The sequence below is a fragment of the Amycolatopsis sp. NPDC059021 genome, from assembly GCF_042739895.1.
Lineage (GTDB): Bacteria > Actinomycetota > Actinomycetes > Mycobacteriales > Pseudonocardiaceae > Amycolatopsis.
Genome location: NZ_JBHYIQ010000037.1, coordinates 1 through 17758 on the forward strand (window position 1 = coordinate 1; position 17758 = coordinate 17758).

At 68.3% G+C, this 17758-nt stretch carries 16 protein-coding genes; 14 read left to right on the forward strand and 2 right to left on the reverse strand.

The features are described 5' to 3' along the window. Positions 1–502: 502 nt before the first annotated feature. The 14 genes from ACFWX1_RS22115 to ACFWX1_RS22180 all read left to right on the forward strand — a co-directional run bounded on the left by ACFWX1_RS22115 (position 503) and on the right by ACFWX1_RS22180 (position 15235). Entirely contained in the window at positions 503–2077 is a 1575-nt protein-coding gene (locus ACFWX1_RS22115) for a class I adenylate-forming enzyme family protein (protein WP_378390091.1), read from the forward strand. After that, on the forward strand, positions 2070–3845 hold the full coding sequence (locus ACFWX1_RS22120) for an AMP-binding protein (protein ID WP_378390093.1): 1776 nt from the start codon (positions 2070–2072) through the stop codon (positions 3843–3845). Before ACFWX1_RS22115 ends, ACFWX1_RS22120 begins: the two co-directional genes overlap by 8 nt. Next, the gene (locus tag ACFWX1_RS22125) at positions 3842–4834 is read left to right on the forward strand and encodes a ribonucleotide-diphosphate reductase subunit beta (RefSeq protein ID WP_378390095.1); all 993 of its coding nucleotides are present in this window, start codon (positions 3842–3844) and stop codon (positions 4832–4834) included. Before ACFWX1_RS22120 ends, ACFWX1_RS22125 begins: the two co-directional genes overlap by 4 nt. Positions 4835–4852: 18 nt before the next feature. Beyond that, positions 4853–5104, forward strand: a complete 252-nt coding sequence (locus tag ACFWX1_RS22130) for an acyl carrier protein (protein ID WP_378390097.1) — start codon at positions 4853–4855, stop codon at positions 5102–5104. Continuing rightward, positions 5104–6156: a transglutaminase domain-containing protein gene (locus ACFWX1_RS22135; protein ID WP_378390099.1), complete on the forward strand. Its 1053-nt coding sequence runs from the start codon at positions 5104–5106 to the stop codon at positions 6154–6156. The genes ACFWX1_RS22130 and ACFWX1_RS22135 overlap by 1 nt, the downstream gene beginning before the upstream one ends. After that, positions 6153–7043 carry a diiron oxygenase gene (locus ACFWX1_RS22140; RefSeq protein ID WP_378390101.1) on the forward strand — a complete coding sequence of 297 codons (891 nt, stop codon included), beginning with the start codon at positions 6153–6155 and terminating at the stop codon, positions 7041–7043. The genes ACFWX1_RS22135 and ACFWX1_RS22140 overlap by 4 nt, the downstream gene beginning before the upstream one ends. Continuing rightward, positions 7040–7285: a hypothetical protein gene (locus tag ACFWX1_RS22145; RefSeq protein ID WP_378390103.1), complete on the forward strand. Its 246-nt coding sequence runs from the start codon at positions 7040–7042 to the stop codon at positions 7283–7285. Before ACFWX1_RS22140 ends, ACFWX1_RS22145 begins: the two co-directional genes overlap by 4 nt. Beyond that, positions 7282–8142: an aminoacyl--tRNA ligase-related protein gene (locus tag ACFWX1_RS22150; RefSeq protein ID WP_378390105.1), complete on the forward strand. Its 861-nt coding sequence runs from the start codon at positions 7282–7284 to the stop codon at positions 8140–8142. The genes ACFWX1_RS22145 and ACFWX1_RS22150 overlap by 4 nt, the downstream gene beginning before the upstream one ends. Continuing rightward, a complete protein-coding gene (locus ACFWX1_RS22155) occupies positions 8139–8807 on the forward strand; it encodes a 4'-phosphopantetheinyl transferase family protein (protein WP_378390107.1) in 669 nt (222 codons plus the stop codon). The genes ACFWX1_RS22150 and ACFWX1_RS22155 overlap by 4 nt, the downstream gene beginning before the upstream one ends. 11 nt (positions 8808–8818) lie before the next feature. Then, complete coding sequence (locus ACFWX1_RS22160) at positions 8819–10366, forward strand: GMC family oxidoreductase (protein WP_378390109.1); 1548 nt, start codon at positions 8819–8821, stop codon at positions 10364–10366. After that, positions 10359–11642 carry an aspartate aminotransferase family protein gene (locus ACFWX1_RS22165; RefSeq protein WP_378390111.1) on the forward strand — a complete coding sequence of 428 codons (1284 nt, stop codon included), beginning with the start codon at positions 10359–10361 and terminating at the stop codon, positions 11640–11642. The genes ACFWX1_RS22160 and ACFWX1_RS22165 overlap by 8 nt, the downstream gene beginning before the upstream one ends. Before the next feature lie 9 nt (positions 11643–11651). Next, a complete protein-coding gene (locus tag ACFWX1_RS22170) occupies positions 11652–12371 on the forward strand; it encodes an SGNH/GDSL hydrolase family protein (RefSeq protein WP_378390113.1) in 720 nt (239 codons plus the stop codon). Between the two features lie 7 nt (positions 12372–12378). After that, positions 12379–14598, forward strand: a complete 2220-nt coding sequence (locus tag ACFWX1_RS22175; RefSeq protein ID WP_378390115.1) for a molybdopterin-dependent oxidoreductase — start codon at positions 12379–12381, stop codon at positions 14596–14598. A 181-nt stretch (positions 14599–14779) separates the two neighbouring features. Continuing rightward, positions 14780–15235, forward strand: a complete 456-nt coding sequence (locus ACFWX1_RS22180; protein ID WP_378390117.1) for a hypothetical protein — start codon at positions 14780–14782, stop codon at positions 15233–15235. A 41-nt stretch (positions 15236–15276) separates the two neighbouring features. On the opposite strand, the gene ACFWX1_RS22185 is transcribed toward ACFWX1_RS22180, so the two are convergent. Then, positions 15277–16266 carry a helix-turn-helix domain-containing protein gene (locus ACFWX1_RS22185; RefSeq protein ID WP_378390119.1) on the reverse strand — a complete coding sequence of 330 codons (990 nt, stop codon included), beginning with the start codon at positions 16264–16266 and terminating at the stop codon, positions 15277–15279. Between the two features lie 197 nt (positions 16267–16463). After that, a complete protein-coding gene (locus ACFWX1_RS22190; protein ID WP_378390121.1) occupies positions 16464–17600 on the reverse strand; it encodes a serine hydrolase domain-containing protein in 1137 nt (378 codons plus the stop codon). Between the last annotated feature and the right edge of the window lie 158 nt (positions 17601–17758).

The following is a 17758-nucleotide window of genomic DNA, read 5'->3' on the forward strand; positions in this document are numbered from 1 at the left end:
GCGGCCTGTTTCGGGCCCACCCCCGGGCATTGTGGACGCTGCCCGACCGGGCCCCAGGTTCAACGTCACGAACGGAGCGTTCGCGACAAGGGTGGGACGCCCAGCCACGCCGTGCCGGTGTCGTGAACGACGCGTTCGAGACGCTCACCGTCCCCAACGGAGCGTTCGCGACAACCTCCGGCGGCCCGAGCCCGCGGACGGCGGTCCTCACGCCCGGCTCACGCGCGGCCGTGGGCGCCCGGAACCCGGCTCCGGGGTCGGCCGCGCCCCGAACGGCTACCCCGATCGGGGGCTTTTCGATGCGCCGTTGTAGCCGGTCGAACGCCCTACCGCGTACTTCACCCGCCCGGCAAGAATCGATCGGCCCCAGTCGGACACACCACGATATTCAGGTGCGGAAACGGCGGACATCTCACGGAACCGGAAGTCAAGCCGCAGCCACCGCGGGAAGCGGGGCGAGGTCGTGGAATCGCTATCGCCAGGAAATGATGAGGAAGGTCTCATGATCCCACCCGAGCATTGGTGGAGCGTCAGTCGAAGTTATGTCTCGGAAATCCTCTCGGTGCTCGCGGCCGCGCCGGATCGTCCTGCCGCGTATTGGCGGGGCAAGGCGTTCTCCGGTGGCGATCTGATTCGCTCCGTGACCGAAACGCTCCACGCGCTGCGTACTTGCGGAGTCGGCAAAGGGGACATGGTCGCGATTCTGGTCGCGCCCAACAGCCCGGAGATGCTCACGGTGCGGTACGCGGCGCATCTGCTCGGTGGCGCCGTCTGCTATCTGCGGACCAGTAATCCCGGGACCAGATCGACGGTCCTTCCGCTGGACGACCAGATCCGGATCTTGCGCGAAACCGACGCCATGACCGTGTACGCCGACGCCGAACACTCCCAGCGTGCCAGGGAGATCGCCGAAGGCGGAGGCGGCCTTCCGGTAGCCCGGCTTGATCACGCGGACCGCGATGGGGCCGGGCAGGTCGACATCGCCGACATCCTGGGCGCCGTATCCTGGGATGCGGACGCGCTGGCCGCGGTCACCTTCACGAGTGGCAGCACAGGACGGCCCAAGGGCATCCGGATGGCGGGCCGGGCATGGGAATGCGCGGTACAGGCATTCATCACCGTCGGTCGCCAGGTCGAATGTGCGACGATGCTGGTGTCGACACCGTTGAGCCATTCCGTCGCCCCGATCGCGGACGCGACTCTCGCACTGGGCGGAGCGGTTCATCTCCTCGAAAACTACAGCGCCGAGGAACTCGTGAAGACCGTCTCCGAAGGAGACATCACGTGGACCTACATGGCGACCACACACGTGTTCCAGCTCATCGACCATCTCCACGAGCAGGGAATTCGCGACATCGAAGCAGCGGGCTTGTCGTCGCTGAAGCGGATTTTCTACAGCGGCAGCCCCGCTGCGCCCGCGCGAATCGCGCAGGCTTTCGCTCTTTTCGGCCCCATCCTGGCGCAGGGATACGGCTCGATGGAGACCGGCCGGGTCACGTACCTCACCCCCGACGAGCATGGTGACCCGTCGCTCGCGACCACCGTCGGGCGCCCTCATCCCCAGGTGGAGGCCGTCGTCTGCGACTCGGAATCGGGCGCACAGCTGGCGACGGGGCAGATCGGCGAAGTCCGCGTGCGCTCTCCGCAGATGATGGACGGCTACACCGGCGACCCGGAACTGACCGCACGCGCTCTTCGTGACGGCTGGTATTTCACCGGAGACATCGGCTATTTCGACGACGAAGGCTACTTGCATCTGACGAGCCGGGTGGCCGAGGTGATCAAGGTCGACGGCGTCAAGGTCCATCCGATCGTCGTCGAGGGAGAAATCCTCTCCCACCCGGGTGTCCGGCACGCTGCCGTCTATGGCGTGCAGGACCGAGACGGGACCGAGCACATTCACGCCGCGATCGAATGCGATCCGGACGCGGTGATCGAGGTGGACAGCATTCGCGACCGTATCGCCCGGTCCCTGTCCGTGGTCCACGTGCCCGAGAAGATCACCGTCCTGAGCACTCTTCCGCTGAACGCCAACGGCAAGCCCGACAAAGTGCTGCTGCGGTCGCAAGGTGCCTGATCACTACGTCGAGATGAGCGAACAGGAAATGTCCGATCAGATCTCCCTCAACCACTGGCTGACCGCGCCGCGTCCGGGCCATGGACTCCATATCGCGGCCGGTCCTGGCGAGTGGTCCTATCATCCGTACGCGGAACTCGCGACGGAATCCTTGCGCACCGCGCAGCGCATCTTGGCCGCCGGGGTCCGGCCCGGGTCGGTGATCGTCCTGGCGGTCGGAGACCCGCTCCAGTTCACGACCGCCTTTTTCGGGGTGCTGGCGGCAGGGTGCACGCCGTCTCCGCTGGCGACGCCCGCCACCTTCGGCAATGACGAGCGATACCTGGAGCACGCCGCCAACATCATCTGCGTATCCGGCTGTACGGCCATCGTTTTCGACGACCTGCTGGCCCGGTACGCCCGCGAGGCTTCCGAGCGCGTCGGGTCGGGGCCGGTGCTCGTTTCGAGCCAAGACTCCGGTTCCGGCGCGGAAGCCACTGCCCCGCTGCCGCTTCCGGACCTGGCGCTGTTGCAGTACACCTCCGGATCCAGTGGTGCGCCCAAAGGCGTGCGCGTCAGTGTCGGCAACCTTGTTTCGACCATCGCCGCGCAACGGGACTGGCTGGGGCTCACCCCGGACGACGTCTTCGCGCAGTGGGTACCGCTTTATCACGACATGGGTTTGATCACCATGGTGCACAACGTGGTGCTGCAGAACAGCCTGTACCTGATGGCACCGCAGGACTTTCTGCGCGATCCCCTGTCCTGGTTGCGCCTGCTCGGGCGGGGACTCGCCACCGCCACCTCGGCGCCCAGCTTCGGCTATGCCTACGCCGCGAAGCGAGTGCGTCCCGAACAGCTCGAGGGGCTCGACTTCTCCCGATGGCGAGTCGCCATCCTGGGCGCCGAGCGCATCGACCCCACCGGTATGGGCCGATTCGGCCGACTGCTGTCCCCCTTCGGGTTCGACCCGTCCGCTCTCGTGGCCGCGTACGGCATGGCCGAGGCGACGCTGGCGGTGACCGGAGTGACTCCCGGGACCGGCACGGTGATCAGGGAGGTGGATTCCCCCGTCATCGCCGAGGGCACTCCGGTCAAGTTCGGCGACGCGGGCGTGCTCGGCGTCGATCAGCCGGCGACGGGCACCTGGCTGACCGGCTGCGGCGCCGCGGTGCCCGGGATGTCGGTCGACATCATCGACGAGCAGGGGGCCGAACTGGCCGAAGGGTATCTCGGCCAGATCCGGGTCCGCGGTACCGCCGTCGCACAGGGCTATCAGGGTGACGTCGCCCCGGGCCGGTTCACCGCCAAGGGATACGAGACCGGGGACGCCGGGATCATCGTCGACGGCACCCTGTTCGTCGTCGGCCGGATCGGGGACAGCCTCAAGATCCGGGGCGCCGCGGTGCACGCCGAGGACCTGGAGCTGGAGATCGCCACCGAACTCGGGGTCACCCCGAACCGGGTCGTGGTCCTGCTCGGCACCGCCGACCTCGTGGATCTGGCGGTGGTGATCCTCGCGTGCGGCGACCGGGAGATCGACCCGCGCCCGATCGCCACGCTGCTGCGGTCGCGGACCGCCGAGTCCGTCGCGCTCGCGATCGTCCGGGGCGCGCCGGATGCCATCGAGCGGACGTCGAGCGGAAAACCGCGCCGGCGGGTGCTCTGGCGTTCGGTGCTCGCCGGCGAGTTGCGCGGCGAAGTGGTCCACAGCACCTGGGGCGAGGTGTCCGGCAAACCGGCTCCGTGGGATTCGGAAATGCGATCCGAAGACGGAGGTCCGCGGTGACCACTGCGATCGACGACGAACTGGAGTCCGTGCTCACCGACCAGCCCGCGAGCGGCACCGAACGGGGAGTCGGCACTCACGCGTTGTATCAGCGTTGGGAAAACCAGCATTGGGCGGTCGGTGAGCTCGACTACGACCGTGATCGCGCGGTGTGGGCGAAGCTGCGTCCGTTTCACCGCCAGGAATTGATGCGCTCACTCGCCGAGATCGAGGTCGGCGAGGCATCGGTCACCGCGACGCTCAGTTCCCTGATCGAGCACGCGCGATTCGAAGGCGATCAGCTGTATCTCGCGACTCAGATCGCCGACGAGGCGCGGCACGTCAAGTTCTTCCAGACCTACCTCGAGCAGGTCATCGGCATCGACGTGGCCGCCGAAACCCCGCAGCTGCGAGCCGGGACCGACTACGGGCACTACTTCGATCCGGAACTGCGGCGGGTGACCAAGAACGTCCACCTGAATTCCGGTGATCCGGTGGCGTGGCAAGCGGCGTCCACGTATTACCACCTGGCGACCGAGGGAATCCTGGCCGCGACCGGCCTGCGCACCACGCGGCGGCTGGCACGCACGCTCGGGCTGCCGGTGCTCGATGCCGGGCTGACGAACGTGACTCGCGACGAATCCCGGCACATCTCCTTCGGGCTCCTGGCCGCACGACGGGCGGTGTCCGAAGGGCTGGGCGCATCGCTGGCCGCGACCTACACCGAGGCGATCGAGCTCGCCGCGCTGGTCCTGGTCGGGCCGCGTACCAAACAACCGACACCGGTCATCCGCGTCGGACTGGAACAGCGCGCCGCCCAGTTGCGGGGCGTGTGGTCGACGGCTCGCGAGCGAGTGGCGCGGCAATTGCACAGTATCGGGCTGCCCGCCGCGGTACCGGCGGCCACGGACGCGTTCGACCGGGCAATCGACCGGGCGCTCGACGCGTACTCCGGTCAATGGGACCTGCCGCATCCGGTCCGGTCCGTGCCGGCCTCGGACGCCGAATAAGAAAGGCTAGGAGAACACGTGGCAGACAGTAAAGTTTCCGCGCAGGTGCGGGAGATCATCACCGAGATGTCGCCGCTCGATGATCACACGGTTTCCAGCGCGGATCGCTTGATGGAGGATCTCGGCCTCGACTCGATGACGCTGGTCGAGTTGTCGCTGGTGCTCGAATCCGAATTCGAACTGGGTCCCATCGACGACGACGCGCCCACGCTGGTCACCGTCGGCGATGTCGAAGAGCTGATCGGCCGAGCCGTCGCGGACCGTATCTGATGAAGGCGGCCGGTGCCCTGCGGGCGCGTTCGGATCTCCCGGTGGACGACTGGCTCGCGACGCTGGACGCGTTGTTCACCATTCCGCCGGGCTATCGGCGGGAGGACGTCGACCGGGCCGGCGCGCTGGATATCTTGCGCTGCTCGGACGAGGTGCTCACCGAGCTGGTGAACGCGGGACTGCCGCACTCCGGTGACGGCGAGCTGTTCGACCGGCACGACCTGTTCAATCTCGCGCTGTACTCGAAGTCCGGGGTTTCGGCCGCGGAAATGGGAATTCGTTTCGCGTTGCGCTGGATGACGCGGGATCCGCACACCTGGTTCCAGCCCATGCGATGGAACTACTCGCTGACCATGACGGGGCCTTCGGGCCACGGCGGAGAGGCGACCTTTTCGGTGGCCAGGCCGCTGCCGGAGGCATTCGGCGGGCAGGTCGAGCGCCTCGACACGACGCCGGGGAACCGGGACGCGGAGACGCCTGGCCCCGACGTCGTCGTGGTGACGGATGGCGACACCGCGCAGGTGGACGCGGTGCTGCGGACCGTCGGGGAACCCCGCACGCTGCGATCGCGCCGATTGCGCGAGATCGTCAGCGAGTATTCACACGGGGACTACCGGTGGGCGCGGATGCCGGAGGAACTGCAACGGCACCCGGAACTGGTGCTGCCCCACGGGGTGGCACCGTGCATTTCGGTCAGTCTGGACCTGGCCGGGAAGGCGCGGGCCGCGGGGTATCCCGCGCGCACTCGGCGGGGCTGGATCCTCGGCATGCTCGATCTCGCGCATTCCTGGCTGGAGGTCACCGACGACGACGGGCAGGTGAAAATCGTCGACCCGATTTTCGCCGGTCTCGCCGACCATGCGGGACGAGCGCATCCGGACTTCCGCGAAGCCTGCTTCGGATCGGCGCTCAATCGCCTGCTCCCGACGGCGCACGAAGCCGATAACGGGCTTTACCACCACAGTCGCGGCGGCACATCGACAGTGCCGAAGTCCACTCTGACGATCCGCGCCGTCAAGGAGCTCAACGCAGTTAAGGGGGAACCGCTATGACGAGCCTGCTGTCTTCGTCCGATCGGCTGGTGACGATTCTCGACCGGCTGGTCGGCATGTCGAAATCCGATTACTACAATCCGTACGAGGTGTTCGACTGGCCGGAGTCGCTGCCGGAGAAGCAGTACTGGATGAGCCCGGAACTGATGTCGACGTACGGGACCGAGGTCGCCGGCGAGCTGTCGGAAGAGCAGCTCTGGGCGATCAGCAAGTGGGAGAGCATCAACTTCTACAGCCTGAACGTCCACGGTATCCGCGAATTGATCGTGGAGATCATCCAGCGGATTCACACCGACGAGTTCCGGATCTCCTCCGAGTACTTCCACCACATGATCGGCGAAGAGAACGAGCACATGTGGTTCTTCGCCACCTTCTGCCTGAAGTACGGCGACAAGATCTACCCGAACACCTCCTTCCGGCTCGACATCGAGTCGGCCGGCCCGTCGGCGCACTTCCTGGTGTTCGCCCGGCTGCTGCTGTTCGAAGAGATCGTCGACTACTTCAACAGCCGCATGGGCACCGACGACCGCCTGCACGAAACGATCAAGCAGGTCAACTACATCCACCATCAGGACGAGTCGCGGCACGTGGCCTTCGGCCGCCAGATCGTCTCGGTCCTGCACGCGGATCTGCGCACGCGGTTGTCGGCGGCGGAACTCGCCGAACTGGAGACTTACGTCAAGCGCTATCTCAAGCGTTCCGTCGAGAGCCTGGTCAGCCCGGCCGTCTTCAAGGATGCCGGAATACCCGATCCGTACGCGCTCCGGCGGCGGATCCTGGCCGATCCCGCGAACGCGGAGTACCAGGCCAAGATCCTGAAGCGGTCGATGAAATTCCTGCTCAACGAGGGCATCCTGTCCGACGACGTGCTGCCGGGGCCGGCATGAGCGGCACCGAGACCACCGATCCCGTCGCGGTCGTCATCGACTACCTGCTGGCGAAGAAGCCGGACCTCGAGGACATCCCCCGCGATCTGGATCTCATCGAGAACCGGATTCTGGACTCGCTCGGATTCGTCAACTTCCTGTACCTCCTGGAGGAATTGACAGGACGGGAGATCACGATGGAGGAAGTGGCCCCCAACGATTTCCGGACCATCGACGCCATCGAAGCGAGGTTTCTTCGATGACCACATCGACATCGCCAGGAGCGGCCGACGTCAGCGCGCGGTCCGGGCTGCCCACCCTCGGCCCGGAGACCTTGCGGTTGCGGGCCGAACTGGAAGCCCTCTACCTCCGCTGGGCGGCGGATTTCGCAGCGGTGCCGGTGCAGTATCCCCCGCTGCTGAGCACCGCGGACCTCGAATCCTTGGACTACTTCAAGAATTTCCCGCAGCTGGCCGTGCTGGGGAGCCGGATCCGTGGCGACGCCGCGGAGAAGTACTCTCGATCCGGACTTCCCGGACCCGCGGTGGAGGCGGCGGATCTGGAGCCTGCCGGGTTCGCCCTGCCCTCCGCCGCCTGCTACAGCGTCTACCTGAGCTTGCGCGGCGCCCGGCTCGCCGGGCCCCGTCGCATCACCACGGTCGCCACGTGTTTCCGGCACGAGACGCACTATGACGGATTGCGCCGGCTGCTGGGCTTCTCGATGCGCGAGATCGTCTGCGTCGGTTCGCGCGCGGATGTGCTGGAGCATCTGGCGCGGAGCAAGCGGATCGTGACCGGTTTCCTCGCCGAGCTCGGCCTGCCGGTCGAGGTGCAACCGGCTACGGACCCGTTCTTCGATCGCGACGGCGCCCGGAGCCTGATGCAGAAGCTGTTCCCGGTGAAGGAGGAATTCGTGTTCGGCGGCGACCTCGCCATCGGCTCGGTGAACTTTCACCGCAACTTCTTCGGCGAACGGCTCGACATCCGGCAGGACGACGGCGAATACGCTTTCACCGGATGTCTCGCCTTCGGCGTCGAACGCTGGATCAGCGCGCTGACTACCCATTTCGGCGAGACGCCGGCGCAACTGGTGGCCCGGATCCGGTCCGCGAGCCGATGAGTGTTCGCACCGAGGCGACCGCGCTCACGGTGTCGGTCGTCGGTCGCCAAGACGGCGATCGCGACGTGTGGGCCTGGTCGGTCGGCAGGCAGGACGACCGGTGGCCAGCGGCGGCTCGGGTGCTGAGCGAGGCCGAGCTGGGACTCGGCGAGCGCCTGCGTTCCCGGACCGCCCGCGCCGAGTTCCGCAAAGGACGCATTGCCTTGCGCACAGTACTGGGCAAAGTATTGGGAGTGTCGCCGGCCGAGGTGCCGCTCGTGCCGACTGCGGTGGGCAAAGTGCGCGTCGCCGGTGGGACTGGTCTTGAGGTCAGCCTCAGCCACGCCGGGGACATGTTCGTGGTCGCGGTCGGCGACCGGGTGCGGGTCGGGGTCGACGTCGAATCGGCCGACCGCGGCGATCTCGCCGAGCACGTGGCCCGGCGCTGCTTTTCCGAGGCCGAGCAAGCCGAATTGCGCGGGCTCGCCGGTGACCGGCGTGACCGGCGGTTCGCCGAGATCTGGACGCGGCGGGAGGCGGTGGTGAAGGCCATGGGCAGTGGCGTGCCGGCCATGCGTTCGGCCGCGGACGTGATCCGTGCCGGCGAACGCTGGCGGACGACCACGCTGCGGCTGCCGGATCCCTACGTCGGAACGCTTGTTTCGGCGCCCGGACAGGACCGATGAGGACAGCGGAAATGATCGACTACATCGTCGTCGGCGCGGGTTCGGCCGGTTGCGTCCTCGCGAACCGGCTGACCGAACGTGGTGACCGCGCGGTGCTGCTGATGGAAGCGGGTCCGCCGGATGCCAGATCCGAGATTCGCATTCCGGCGGCATACCCCAAGGTGTTCGGCACCGAATACGACTGGGATTTCCGGACCGTGGCCCAGCCGGGGCTGAACGGACGCGAACTGCGCTGGCCGAGGGGCCGGACGCTCGGCGGCAGCGCGGCGATCAACGCCCAGATCTGGACCCGCGGGCACCCGGCGGATTTCGACGAGTGGGCGCGGGCAGGCGGCCCGGAATGGCGCCGAGAGCGGGTCCGCGGTCAGCTTGTCCGGGCCGAACGCCCGGTGCCGGGTGACGGCTCCGGCCCGCTGTGGGTGGGCCCGTTGCGTGACCCGGATCCGCGAGCTCGCGAATTCGTGCGCTCCTGCGGTGAAACCGGACTGGCCACTGTGGACGGTCTCGCGTTGTCCGAGGCCGAGGGCAGCGGACTCACCTGGGTGAGCCAGCACGAGGGGCAGCGGTTCAGCGTCGCGGATGGCTACCTGCGTCCGGCACTCGAGCGGGGAAATCTGACTGTGCGGGCCGGAACCTGCGTGCGGCGGATTCTTTTCGACGGGACGCGTGCGGTCGGGATCGAGTACGAGGACGCGGACGGTGTCCGGCGGGAGGAGTACTGCCGGCGGGAGGTGATCCTGGCGGCCGGAGCGATCGGCAGCCCGCATTTGCTGCTGGTCTCGGGGATCGGGCCGCCGGGCGAGCTGGCGCGGCGCGAGATCCCGGTACTGGTCGCGGCGCCGGACGTCGGTGCGCACCTGGTCGACCACCTGCAGGTTCCCGTCATCGGTGTGCCGTCCGAAGCGGGCGAACCGGCTTGGGATCTCCGCCGTTATGTCCAGACCCGCCGGGGACCGCTGAGCTCGAACCTGGCGGAGGCCGCTGCCTTTGTCCGCCTCGATCCCGCGGCTCCCGGTCCGGATGTCGAATTGCTCTGGATGCCGGTGCAGTTTCGCGATCACGGCCGATCCGGTACCGGTGCCGGCAGTACCGTCTGTGTGGTGCTGCTGCGACCCCGCAGCCGGGGACGGCTCGGTCTTGCCGCGGCCGACATCGCGACCGCGCCGACGATCGACCCCCGGTACCTGGCGGACCCTGCCGATACGGAAACCCTGGTCGCCGGAATCCGGTTCACCCTCCGGGTACTGTCCCGATTCCCGGCCGACGCGGCGTTCGAGCCGGAAACCGTCTCGCTTGCCGCGGATGCCGGCACCGGCGAGATCCGTGACTACATATCCCACAATGCCGAAACCCTGTACCACCCGGCGGGGACGTGCCGGATGGGCCAGGACCCGGCCTCCGTGGTCGACCCCCGGCTCGAGGTGCGTGGCGTCACTGGTCTGCGGGTGGCCGACGCGTCGGTCATGCCGCATTTGCCTGCCGCACACCCGAACGCCGCGACGGTCGCGATCGCCGAGAACGCGGCCCGGCTGATCCTGGAAGGGACGCGGAATGCATGACCTGAATGGACGGGCCGACACCGTCGCGGAGGTTGTCGGCCGGTACCGGCGGCATCTCGGCCAGGCTGCCGCGGACATCGCGGAGAAGACCCGCCAGCCCGTCGAATCCACCGGTGAAGGCGCCTGGATCACCGACTCCGCGGGCCGCCGTTATCTCGATTGCGGCGGGTACGGCGTGTTCCTGCTGGGGCACAGCCACCCCGACGTCGTCGGCGCGCTGCAGCGGCAATTGGGTACGCGGGCGCTGTCGACGCGCAGCATGCTCAGCGCGGAACTGGCGCTGGCCGCCGAACGACTCGCCGGAATCGCGCCGCCGGGCCTGGATTACGTCTACTTCGGCACCAGCGGCGCCGAGGCGGTGGAGACCGCGCTGAAGCTCGGCCGGGCCACCGGTCATCGGCGGGTGATCTGCGCGAAGGGCGGCTTCCACGGAAAGACGCTGGGAGCGTTGAGCATCACCGATCGCCTGATCTATCAGCGACCGTTCAAGCCATTGCTGCCCGACGTGTCGACCGTGCCGTTCGGCGATGCCGCCGCCCTGGCCGGCGAGCTGGCCGCGGATTCCCGGCGAGCCTGCGTCGTGCTGGAACCGGTACAGGGCGAAGGGGGCATCCGCATTCCGCCGCCGGGATATCTCCGCGAGGTCCGGGACGCCTGCGATCGCCATGGCGCGATGCTGGTGCTCGACGAGGTGCAGACCGGCATCGGCAGGCTCGGTGCTTGGTGGGGCTGCTCGATCGAGGACGTCGTGCCCGATGTCCTGCTGGCGGGCAAGGGTCTCGGCGGCGGCTGCATGCCGGTCAGCGCGGTGATCGCGACCGACCGCGCGTTCGCCCCGATCAACCGGAACGCGCGTGTCCATTCGTCCACTTTCGGCGGCTCGCCGTTGGCGGCGGTCGCGGTCACCACGACGCTCGATGTCATCGAACGGGATGACCTGGTGGCGCGGTCGGAGCGGCTCGGCGATCGGCTGCTGGCGGAATTCACCGAGATCGCCGCCGTCGCGCCGCAGTTGATCCGGGAGGTGCGGGGACGCGGGCTGCTGCTCGGTATCGAGTGCGCGCGGGTCGAACTCGCGGGGGCCCTGCTCGGCGGGCTGTCGGACGCCGGAGTGATCGCCACCGCGACGCTCGGCAGCGACATCGTGGTCCGGATCTCCCCGCCCGCGATCCTGTCCGACGCCGAATTCGCCTTCCTGTGCGCGGGATTCCGCAGCGCGGTGCGGGAGCTCGTGGCGGGCACCGATGTCCGATCCGGCCCACATTCCGAGAACTAGGGGACGCCCATGACCGAAGCACTCCCGGCAGCACCGCGCTACCTGAACGAAACGGAAGATCCGCGCACCCTGGACCCCGGGGAATCGGACCGCCTGCTGGCCACCGCGCCGTGGCGCCGCTTCGCCGTGATCGGTGACAGTGTCGCCGCTGGAGCGGGCGAGGACGTCGACGGCTACGGCAGCGGCGGGTGGGCCGACCGCATCGCCGCGGCGGTGAAATCGGCCACCGGCAGTCTCGAATACCTGAATCTGGGCAAGCGAGGTCTGCTGCTTTCCGAGGTTCGTGAGCAGCAATTGGCACGCGCCTTGGCGTTCGAGCCGGACCTGGCCGTGGTCGCCTGCGGCGGAAACGATGTGCTGCGCCGGGACTTCGACCCAGACAGGTTCACGCGGGCGTTCACCGATCTGGTAGCCGAGTTCACCCGGCGCGAGATCACCGTGATCACCGTCGGGGTGTTCGACATCTCCCGTGCCGGATTCCTGCCGTCCCGGCTGTCGGCGTTGCTGGGTCCGAAGGTGCGGACGTTCAGTGAGCGCACCGCCCGGGTCGCGGCCGAACTCGGTGCCGTGCATTTCTCGCTGACCTGGCTGGACGCCGCCGAGGATCCTTCCATCTGGAGCGAAGACCACCTCCATATCAACGGCCGCGGCAATGCCATTGCCGCGGCCGTGGCGATCCGGGAGCTGGCGGGCCGGCTCGGGACTGATGCGCGCTTCCCGCGGAAGTGAGAATGACATGACGGACTCGACCACTTCGCTGCGCATCTGCGCACTGTGCGAAGCGGCCTGTGGGCTCACCATCGTCCATGAGCCGGGCAGAGTCCTCGCCGTCCGGGGCGACGAGGCGGACGTGTTCAGCCGGGGCTACCTGTGTCCCAAGGGTGCGTCGCTGGGCGAATTCAACGACGATCCGGACCGTCTCGACGCGCCGCTGGTTCGCCGGGACGGCGAGTTCGTCGAGGCCGGCTGGGACGAGGCATTCGCCGAAGTCGCACGAGGGCTGGGGGCGGTTCAGGCCGCCCACGGCCGCGACGCGGTCGCCTTGTACGTCGGAAACCCGATGGTGCATACGCTCGGCATCTCGCTGTATTTCGCCCCGCTGCGAGAGGCGCTGGGGACCCGGAACGTCTATACCTCGGCGACCTTGGACACCATGCCCAAAAGCGTCGCGTGCGGGCTGATGTACGGCGACCCGCTGGCCATCCCGGTGCCCGACGTCGACCGCACCGATCTTCTGCTGATCCTGGGCGCGAATCCGTTCGAATCGAACGGCAGTCTCTGGACCGCTCCCGACATTCCCGGCCGTATCCGGAAGCTGCGCAAGCGTGGCGGGCGGCTCGTGGTGGCCGACCCCGCCCGCACCCGCACCGCCGCGGCCGCCGATCGGCATGTCCGCATCACGCCCGGCGCCGATCCGTACCTGCTGGCCGGGATCATCCACGTGCTGTTCGCCGAGGATCTGGTCGCACCGGTGAGTTCGGACCGGTTCGACGGCTTGGACGTCGTGCGGGCGATCGCCGCGCGTTTCCCGCCCGAGCGGGTGGCGTCAGCGTGCGGTGTGGAGCCGGACAGCATCAGGGAGCTCGCGCGCGAGCTGAGCACGGCGCGGACCGCGGCGGTCTACGGGCGGCTGGGCACCAGCACAACCCGGTTCGGCACGGTGACCAGCTGGCTGATCGAGGTGGTGAACATCTTGACCGGCAATCTCGACCGGCCGGGCGGCACCCTGTTCGGCCAGGCTCCGCATGCGGTCCCGCGGCCCGCCGAACCGTTCACCACCGGTCGCTGGCACAGCCGGGTCCGGGGCCTTCCGGAGGTGTCGGGCGAGCTGCCCACGGCGACTCTTGCCGACGAAATCGCGACACCGGGCCCCGGGCAAGTACGCGCGCTGATCGGGGTGGCCGGCAATCTGGTGCTCGCGGCGCCGAACGGCGAACGCCTGGACGGAGTCCTCGGCGACCTGGAGTTCATGGTCAGCGTGGATCCCTACCTCAACGAAACGACGCGGCACGCGGACGTCATCCTGCCGCCCCCGCGGCCGCTGCAATCGCCACAGTACGAAGTGGTGCTGGCCCGGCGGGCCGTCCGGCGGGTCGCCCGGTACTCGCCGCCCGCGTGGCCGCTCGAACCGGGGCGGCCGAGCGAGGCCGCGATGATGGCCCGGTTGGTGCACATCGCCGCCGGCCGCGGTCCGGCGCCGCCCCCGGACGCGGTGGACGACGCGGTGATCGACCGGGCATTGCGTGCCGCGGCCGCCCGGCCGGGTTCTCCCCTGGCCGCGCGGGAAATCGGCGAGCTGGCGGCGCGGTTGACGGGGGCCGATTCGGTCGAGCGCCGGATCGATCTGATGCTGCGGCTGGGCCCGGCAGGCGATCTGCTCGGCTCGCGCCCCGGGCTGAACCTGGCGGTACTGAAGGAGAATCCGCACGGCGTCGATCTGGGTGCGCTGGAACCGGCGCTTCCCGGTGTGCTGCTGACCTCGAACCGGAAGGTCCAGCTCGCACCCGGGAAGATCGTGGCCGACGTCGACCGGCTGGAGCGGCGGCTGGACGCACCGCGGCCGGGCTATCAGCTGATCTCGCGACGGCAACTGCGCTCGCTCAACAGCTGGTCGCACAACGTCGGGTCGCTGGCAGGCGGATCGACGGTGTGCCGGTTGCGGATCCATCCCACCGACGCCGCCGCGCTGGGCGTGTCCGACGAGCAGCCGGTGGCTGTTCGCGGCCGACACCGGGAGGTGGTCGCGGTCGCGGAGCTCAGCGAAGCCATCAGGCCGGGTGTGGTGAGTCTGCCCTACGGCTGGGGTCACGGCCGGCCAGGCACCCGGCAGCACAAAGCTGCCGAAGAGCCGGGCGTCAGCATCAACGCGCTGACCGACGAGCAGGAAGTGGATCCCCTCTCCGGCACAGCGGTGTTCAACGGGGTGGCGGTCGAATTGAGCCCGGTCACCGCGTAGCTCCGCCGCTGCGGCCGGGTTCGCCGCAGCGGCGCGTATGGCGTATTCCGGCTTGACGTTTTGTGTGCTGCCGGCGCCCGGCGGGTGCCGTTAGGGTCGCCTGCTTCCGGGACCTCGCAACCGGTTCCGGTGGACCATGGCGGTGATATGGGTGTGTGCCCGGCAGGGAGTGGTGCTGTCGATGACGGCCAGACTTGGCTCCGGCCAGGCCGGAGCCAGGATTACCTACGCGCACATCACGGTGGATGGGCGGCTGCTGCGACGGGAGGTCGAGGAGGGTCTGGAACAGACGGAGTGGGGCCCGTTCCAGGCCGGGTTGTTCGCCGCGGTCGCGCAGGACGTGGACCCGCACCATCAGCGCAGCAACGGGATCACGCTGCCGGACGGGTTGTGGGTGCGCATGGCCGACGCGGTCGAGTTCGAACCGGCGCTGTATCCGCACAACCCGGTGGCCACCATCGTGGTCACCACCCTCGCAGGCCGCAGCCGGCCGTGTTTCGGCGCGATCGTGATCCTGGGCGCCGAGGACCCGGAGACCGGGCTGACTTCCTCGCTCACCCCTGGCCAGCTGGCCGCGATCCACACGGCACACCACCTCGCCCCGCGGTGCCGGGCCCACGAGCGGGAGGCGCTGTGACGGCCGGGCCGGGCAGGGCACCCGTACCTGCGACGCCGGGGTCAGCGACCGTCGCGCTGCAGGGTGTGGCTGGGCGGATAGCCGTAGGTGGCGCGGTAGTGACGGGCGAACCGGCCAGGGTGATAGAAACCCCAGCGCGCGGCGATCTCGGTCACCGTGACACCGCTGCCGGGATCGGCGGCCAGCAGCGCCTGGTGAGCGTGGTGAAGACGGGCCTGACGCAGGTAGCTCATCGGCGTGGTGCCGCGGTGGCGGCGGAAGGCGTGCTGCAGCGCCCGGATGGAGACGTTGGCCGCGGCGGCGATCTCGGTGACGCTGATGTCGTGGTAGGCGTGGTCGTCGATGAAGGCGATAGCCCGGCGCAGCGTGGTCGAGTGGGCGTCGTGGCGGTCCTCGATGGTGGGATCGATCAGCGCGGTGTTGGGGAAGGTGGTCAGTGCCACGGCGGCCAGCAGCCGTCCCGCCGTCCCGGTCACGAGCGGTTCCGCCATGGTTTCGGGACGGTCGCGCACGCTGGTGGCAAGATAGTCCATGGTGGCGATCAGGTGGCGTGCCGTGTCCGGGGTCGTGCTGCGCAGGTCGGTGAAGCGGACCGGCTTCGGGCGGCGGGTCTCCGGCGCGGCGGCCACCTGGTCGAGCAAAAAGAAAGGAAAAGTGACGGCCTGAACGGCGCCGTTGTGCCACCACGCCTGAATGGGGGGATGATCCTCGGTCGTGTTGGACAAATGCACTTCGCCGGGGCGGAAACAGTGCGCGGCGCCACCGTAGCGGTAGTGCACCGGCGCGGTAAGGGGACGGGCGATCATCAGCGAGGGCACGGCCTCCAGGGTGTAGCCGATTTCGGCGCTGTGAACGGCAGTAACGAAAGTGAACGTGTTGGTGATCCGCCAGCTGAGGTGGACGGGTGCGCCTTTCCTGCCAAGGCCCAGCCGGAAATTTCCGCCGTAGATGCCGGTCAGGTACTCGCCCGCCTTGTCGTGGTCGGTGGTCTCGAACAGCACGTGCCGAGGTGCTGCGGGGGCGGCGGCCATCGTGGGAACTCCTTGGCATAACCGAACACTGGCGACGTGGGGGTCCAGCCACCGCCACCGGGACGACGGGCAGCCTCCTCCTCTCGGCGCGGGATCGGGAGCCCCCTCGGAGCACTGTCACGCGGTCGGAGCAACCGGCCGGACGAATTTCCCCCGGCCGGGTGCAACAAGCGTCCCACCGGACTCGGTGATTTGCTTTACGCGCCGAGGGAAACCCCGAATCCCGCTTCGTAAATCCTGCGAAGGACCTCCCAGGACAGCAATTCGATGTTGGTCTGGACAGAGATGACGTGTTCGCCGTCGGCGGTGCTCACCGTGAAGAACATGGCTCCCCAGTAACTGCCGCCCACGCCGCGCAGCGTCCGGCCGCCGGTGGCCGCCTTCTCGAACTCGAACACGCCGAGGCCGTATCGGGTGTGCGGCAACCAGTTGGCGCCTTCGGTGGAGACCGTGGTCCACATCTGGCGGTGCTGAGCAGGCGGCAGCAGGGTGCCGCTCGCCAGCGCGCCGACGGCGCGGATCATGTCGCCGGTGGTGGAGACGATGTTGCCGGGCTCCCACGAGGTGTTGAATTCGGTGACGTCGAGCGGATCGAGCCCGGGATCCTCGAGCAGCGACTCCCAGTTCTCCCCGGTGACCGCGGACATGTCGGTGCCGTCCTTGAAGAACTGCCGGGAGTACGCGCGCGGGTGCGGCTCACGGTAGCTCGTTTCCCCGCGCGGCCGCACGTAGGTGCTGGTCAGGCCGAGCGGCCGGAAGACCCTGCGTTCGACCTCCTCGGCGAAGCTGTTGCCGGTGATCTTCTCGATCATCGCCTCGGCGAGGTAGAAACCGCCGTTGGCGTACAGGAAGCGTTCGCCGGGCTCGCCGGCCGGCGGCTGGGAGACCGTCATCCGGAACAGGTCCTCGGTGGTGAATTCGTCGAAGCGATGCTCGAGGAACGCGGCACGGGTGGCGTAGCGATCGGTCAGTTCCGGCGCCAGCCCGGTGGCGAACAGGCCACCGGTGTTGCTGAGCAGGTGCCGGATGGTGATCTTGTCGCCGTCGTAGCCGTTGACGTCCAGCACGCCCGGCAGCCACGTGTTCACCGGGTCGTCGATGCTGAGCCTGCCCTCGGCCTCCAGCCCCAGGAGCACCGTGGCCATGAACGCCTTGCTGCCGCTGCCGATCTGCGCGTATTCCCCCGGTCGACGGCGGGCGCCGGTCTCGCGATCGGCCACGCCCGCGGTGCCGAACCAGGTCCGGCTCCCCTCCTTGACGTCGACGACGATGCCGGGGACGCCGACCTCGGCCACGGCCCAGTCGAGTACCTGCTGGATATCGGTGTTGGTCATGTCGCTGCCTTTGCGTTACGAACGTTTCTGATATCAAAAAAGTTACGTTGCATACACGATATGGTCAATCAGCTTCCACTGACGCAACGACTGAATATGCAGGTCAGAGGCCATGATTCGTTGCGCGGCGCTGTCGGCTAATGCAATGATCATGTTGC

Coding starts and splice junctions, on each gene's coding strand:
- ACFWX1_RS22115 (WP_378390091.1), top strand. CDS start 503: ATGATCCCACCCGAGCATTGGTGGAGCGTCAGTCGAAGTTATGTCTCG.
- ACFWX1_RS22135 (WP_378390099.1), top strand. CDS start 5,104: ATGAAGGCGGCCGGTGCCCTGCGGGCGCGTTCGGATCTCCCGGTGGAC.
- ACFWX1_RS22140 (WP_378390101.1), top strand. CDS start 6,153: ATGACGAGCCTGCTGTCTTCGTCCGATCGGCTGGTGACGATTCTCGAC.
- ACFWX1_RS22145 (WP_378390103.1), top strand. CDS start 7,040: ATGAGCGGCACCGAGACCACCGATCCCGTCGCGGTCGTCATCGACTAC.
- ACFWX1_RS22150 (WP_378390105.1), top strand. CDS start 7,282: ATGACCACATCGACATCGCCAGGAGCGGCCGACGTCAGCGCGCGGTCC.
- ACFWX1_RS22155 (WP_378390107.1), top strand. CDS start 8,139: ATGAGTGTTCGCACCGAGGCGACCGCGCTCACGGTGTCGGTCGTCGGT.
- ACFWX1_RS22160 (WP_378390109.1), top strand. CDS start 8,819: ATGATCGACTACATCGTCGTCGGCGCGGGTTCGGCCGGTTGCGTCCTC.
- ACFWX1_RS22165 (WP_378390111.1), top strand. CDS start 10,359: ATGCATGACCTGAATGGACGGGCCGACACCGTCGCGGAGGTTGTCGGC.
- ACFWX1_RS22170 (WP_378390113.1), top strand. CDS start 11,652: ATGACCGAAGCACTCCCGGCAGCACCGCGCTACCTGAACGAAACGGAA.
- ACFWX1_RS22175 (WP_378390115.1), top strand. CDS start 12,379: ATGACGGACTCGACCACTTCGCTGCGCATCTGCGCACTGTGCGAAGCG.
- ACFWX1_RS22180 (WP_378390117.1), top strand. CDS start 14,780: ATGACGGCCAGACTTGGCTCCGGCCAGGCCGGAGCCAGGATTACCTAC.
- ACFWX1_RS22185 (WP_378390119.1), bottom strand. CDS start 16,266: ATGGCCGCCGCCCCCGCAGCACCTCGGCACGTGCTGTTCGAGACCACC.
- ACFWX1_RS22190 (WP_378390121.1), bottom strand. CDS start 17,600: ATGACCAACACCGATATCCAGCAGGTACTCGACTGGGCCGTGGCCGAG.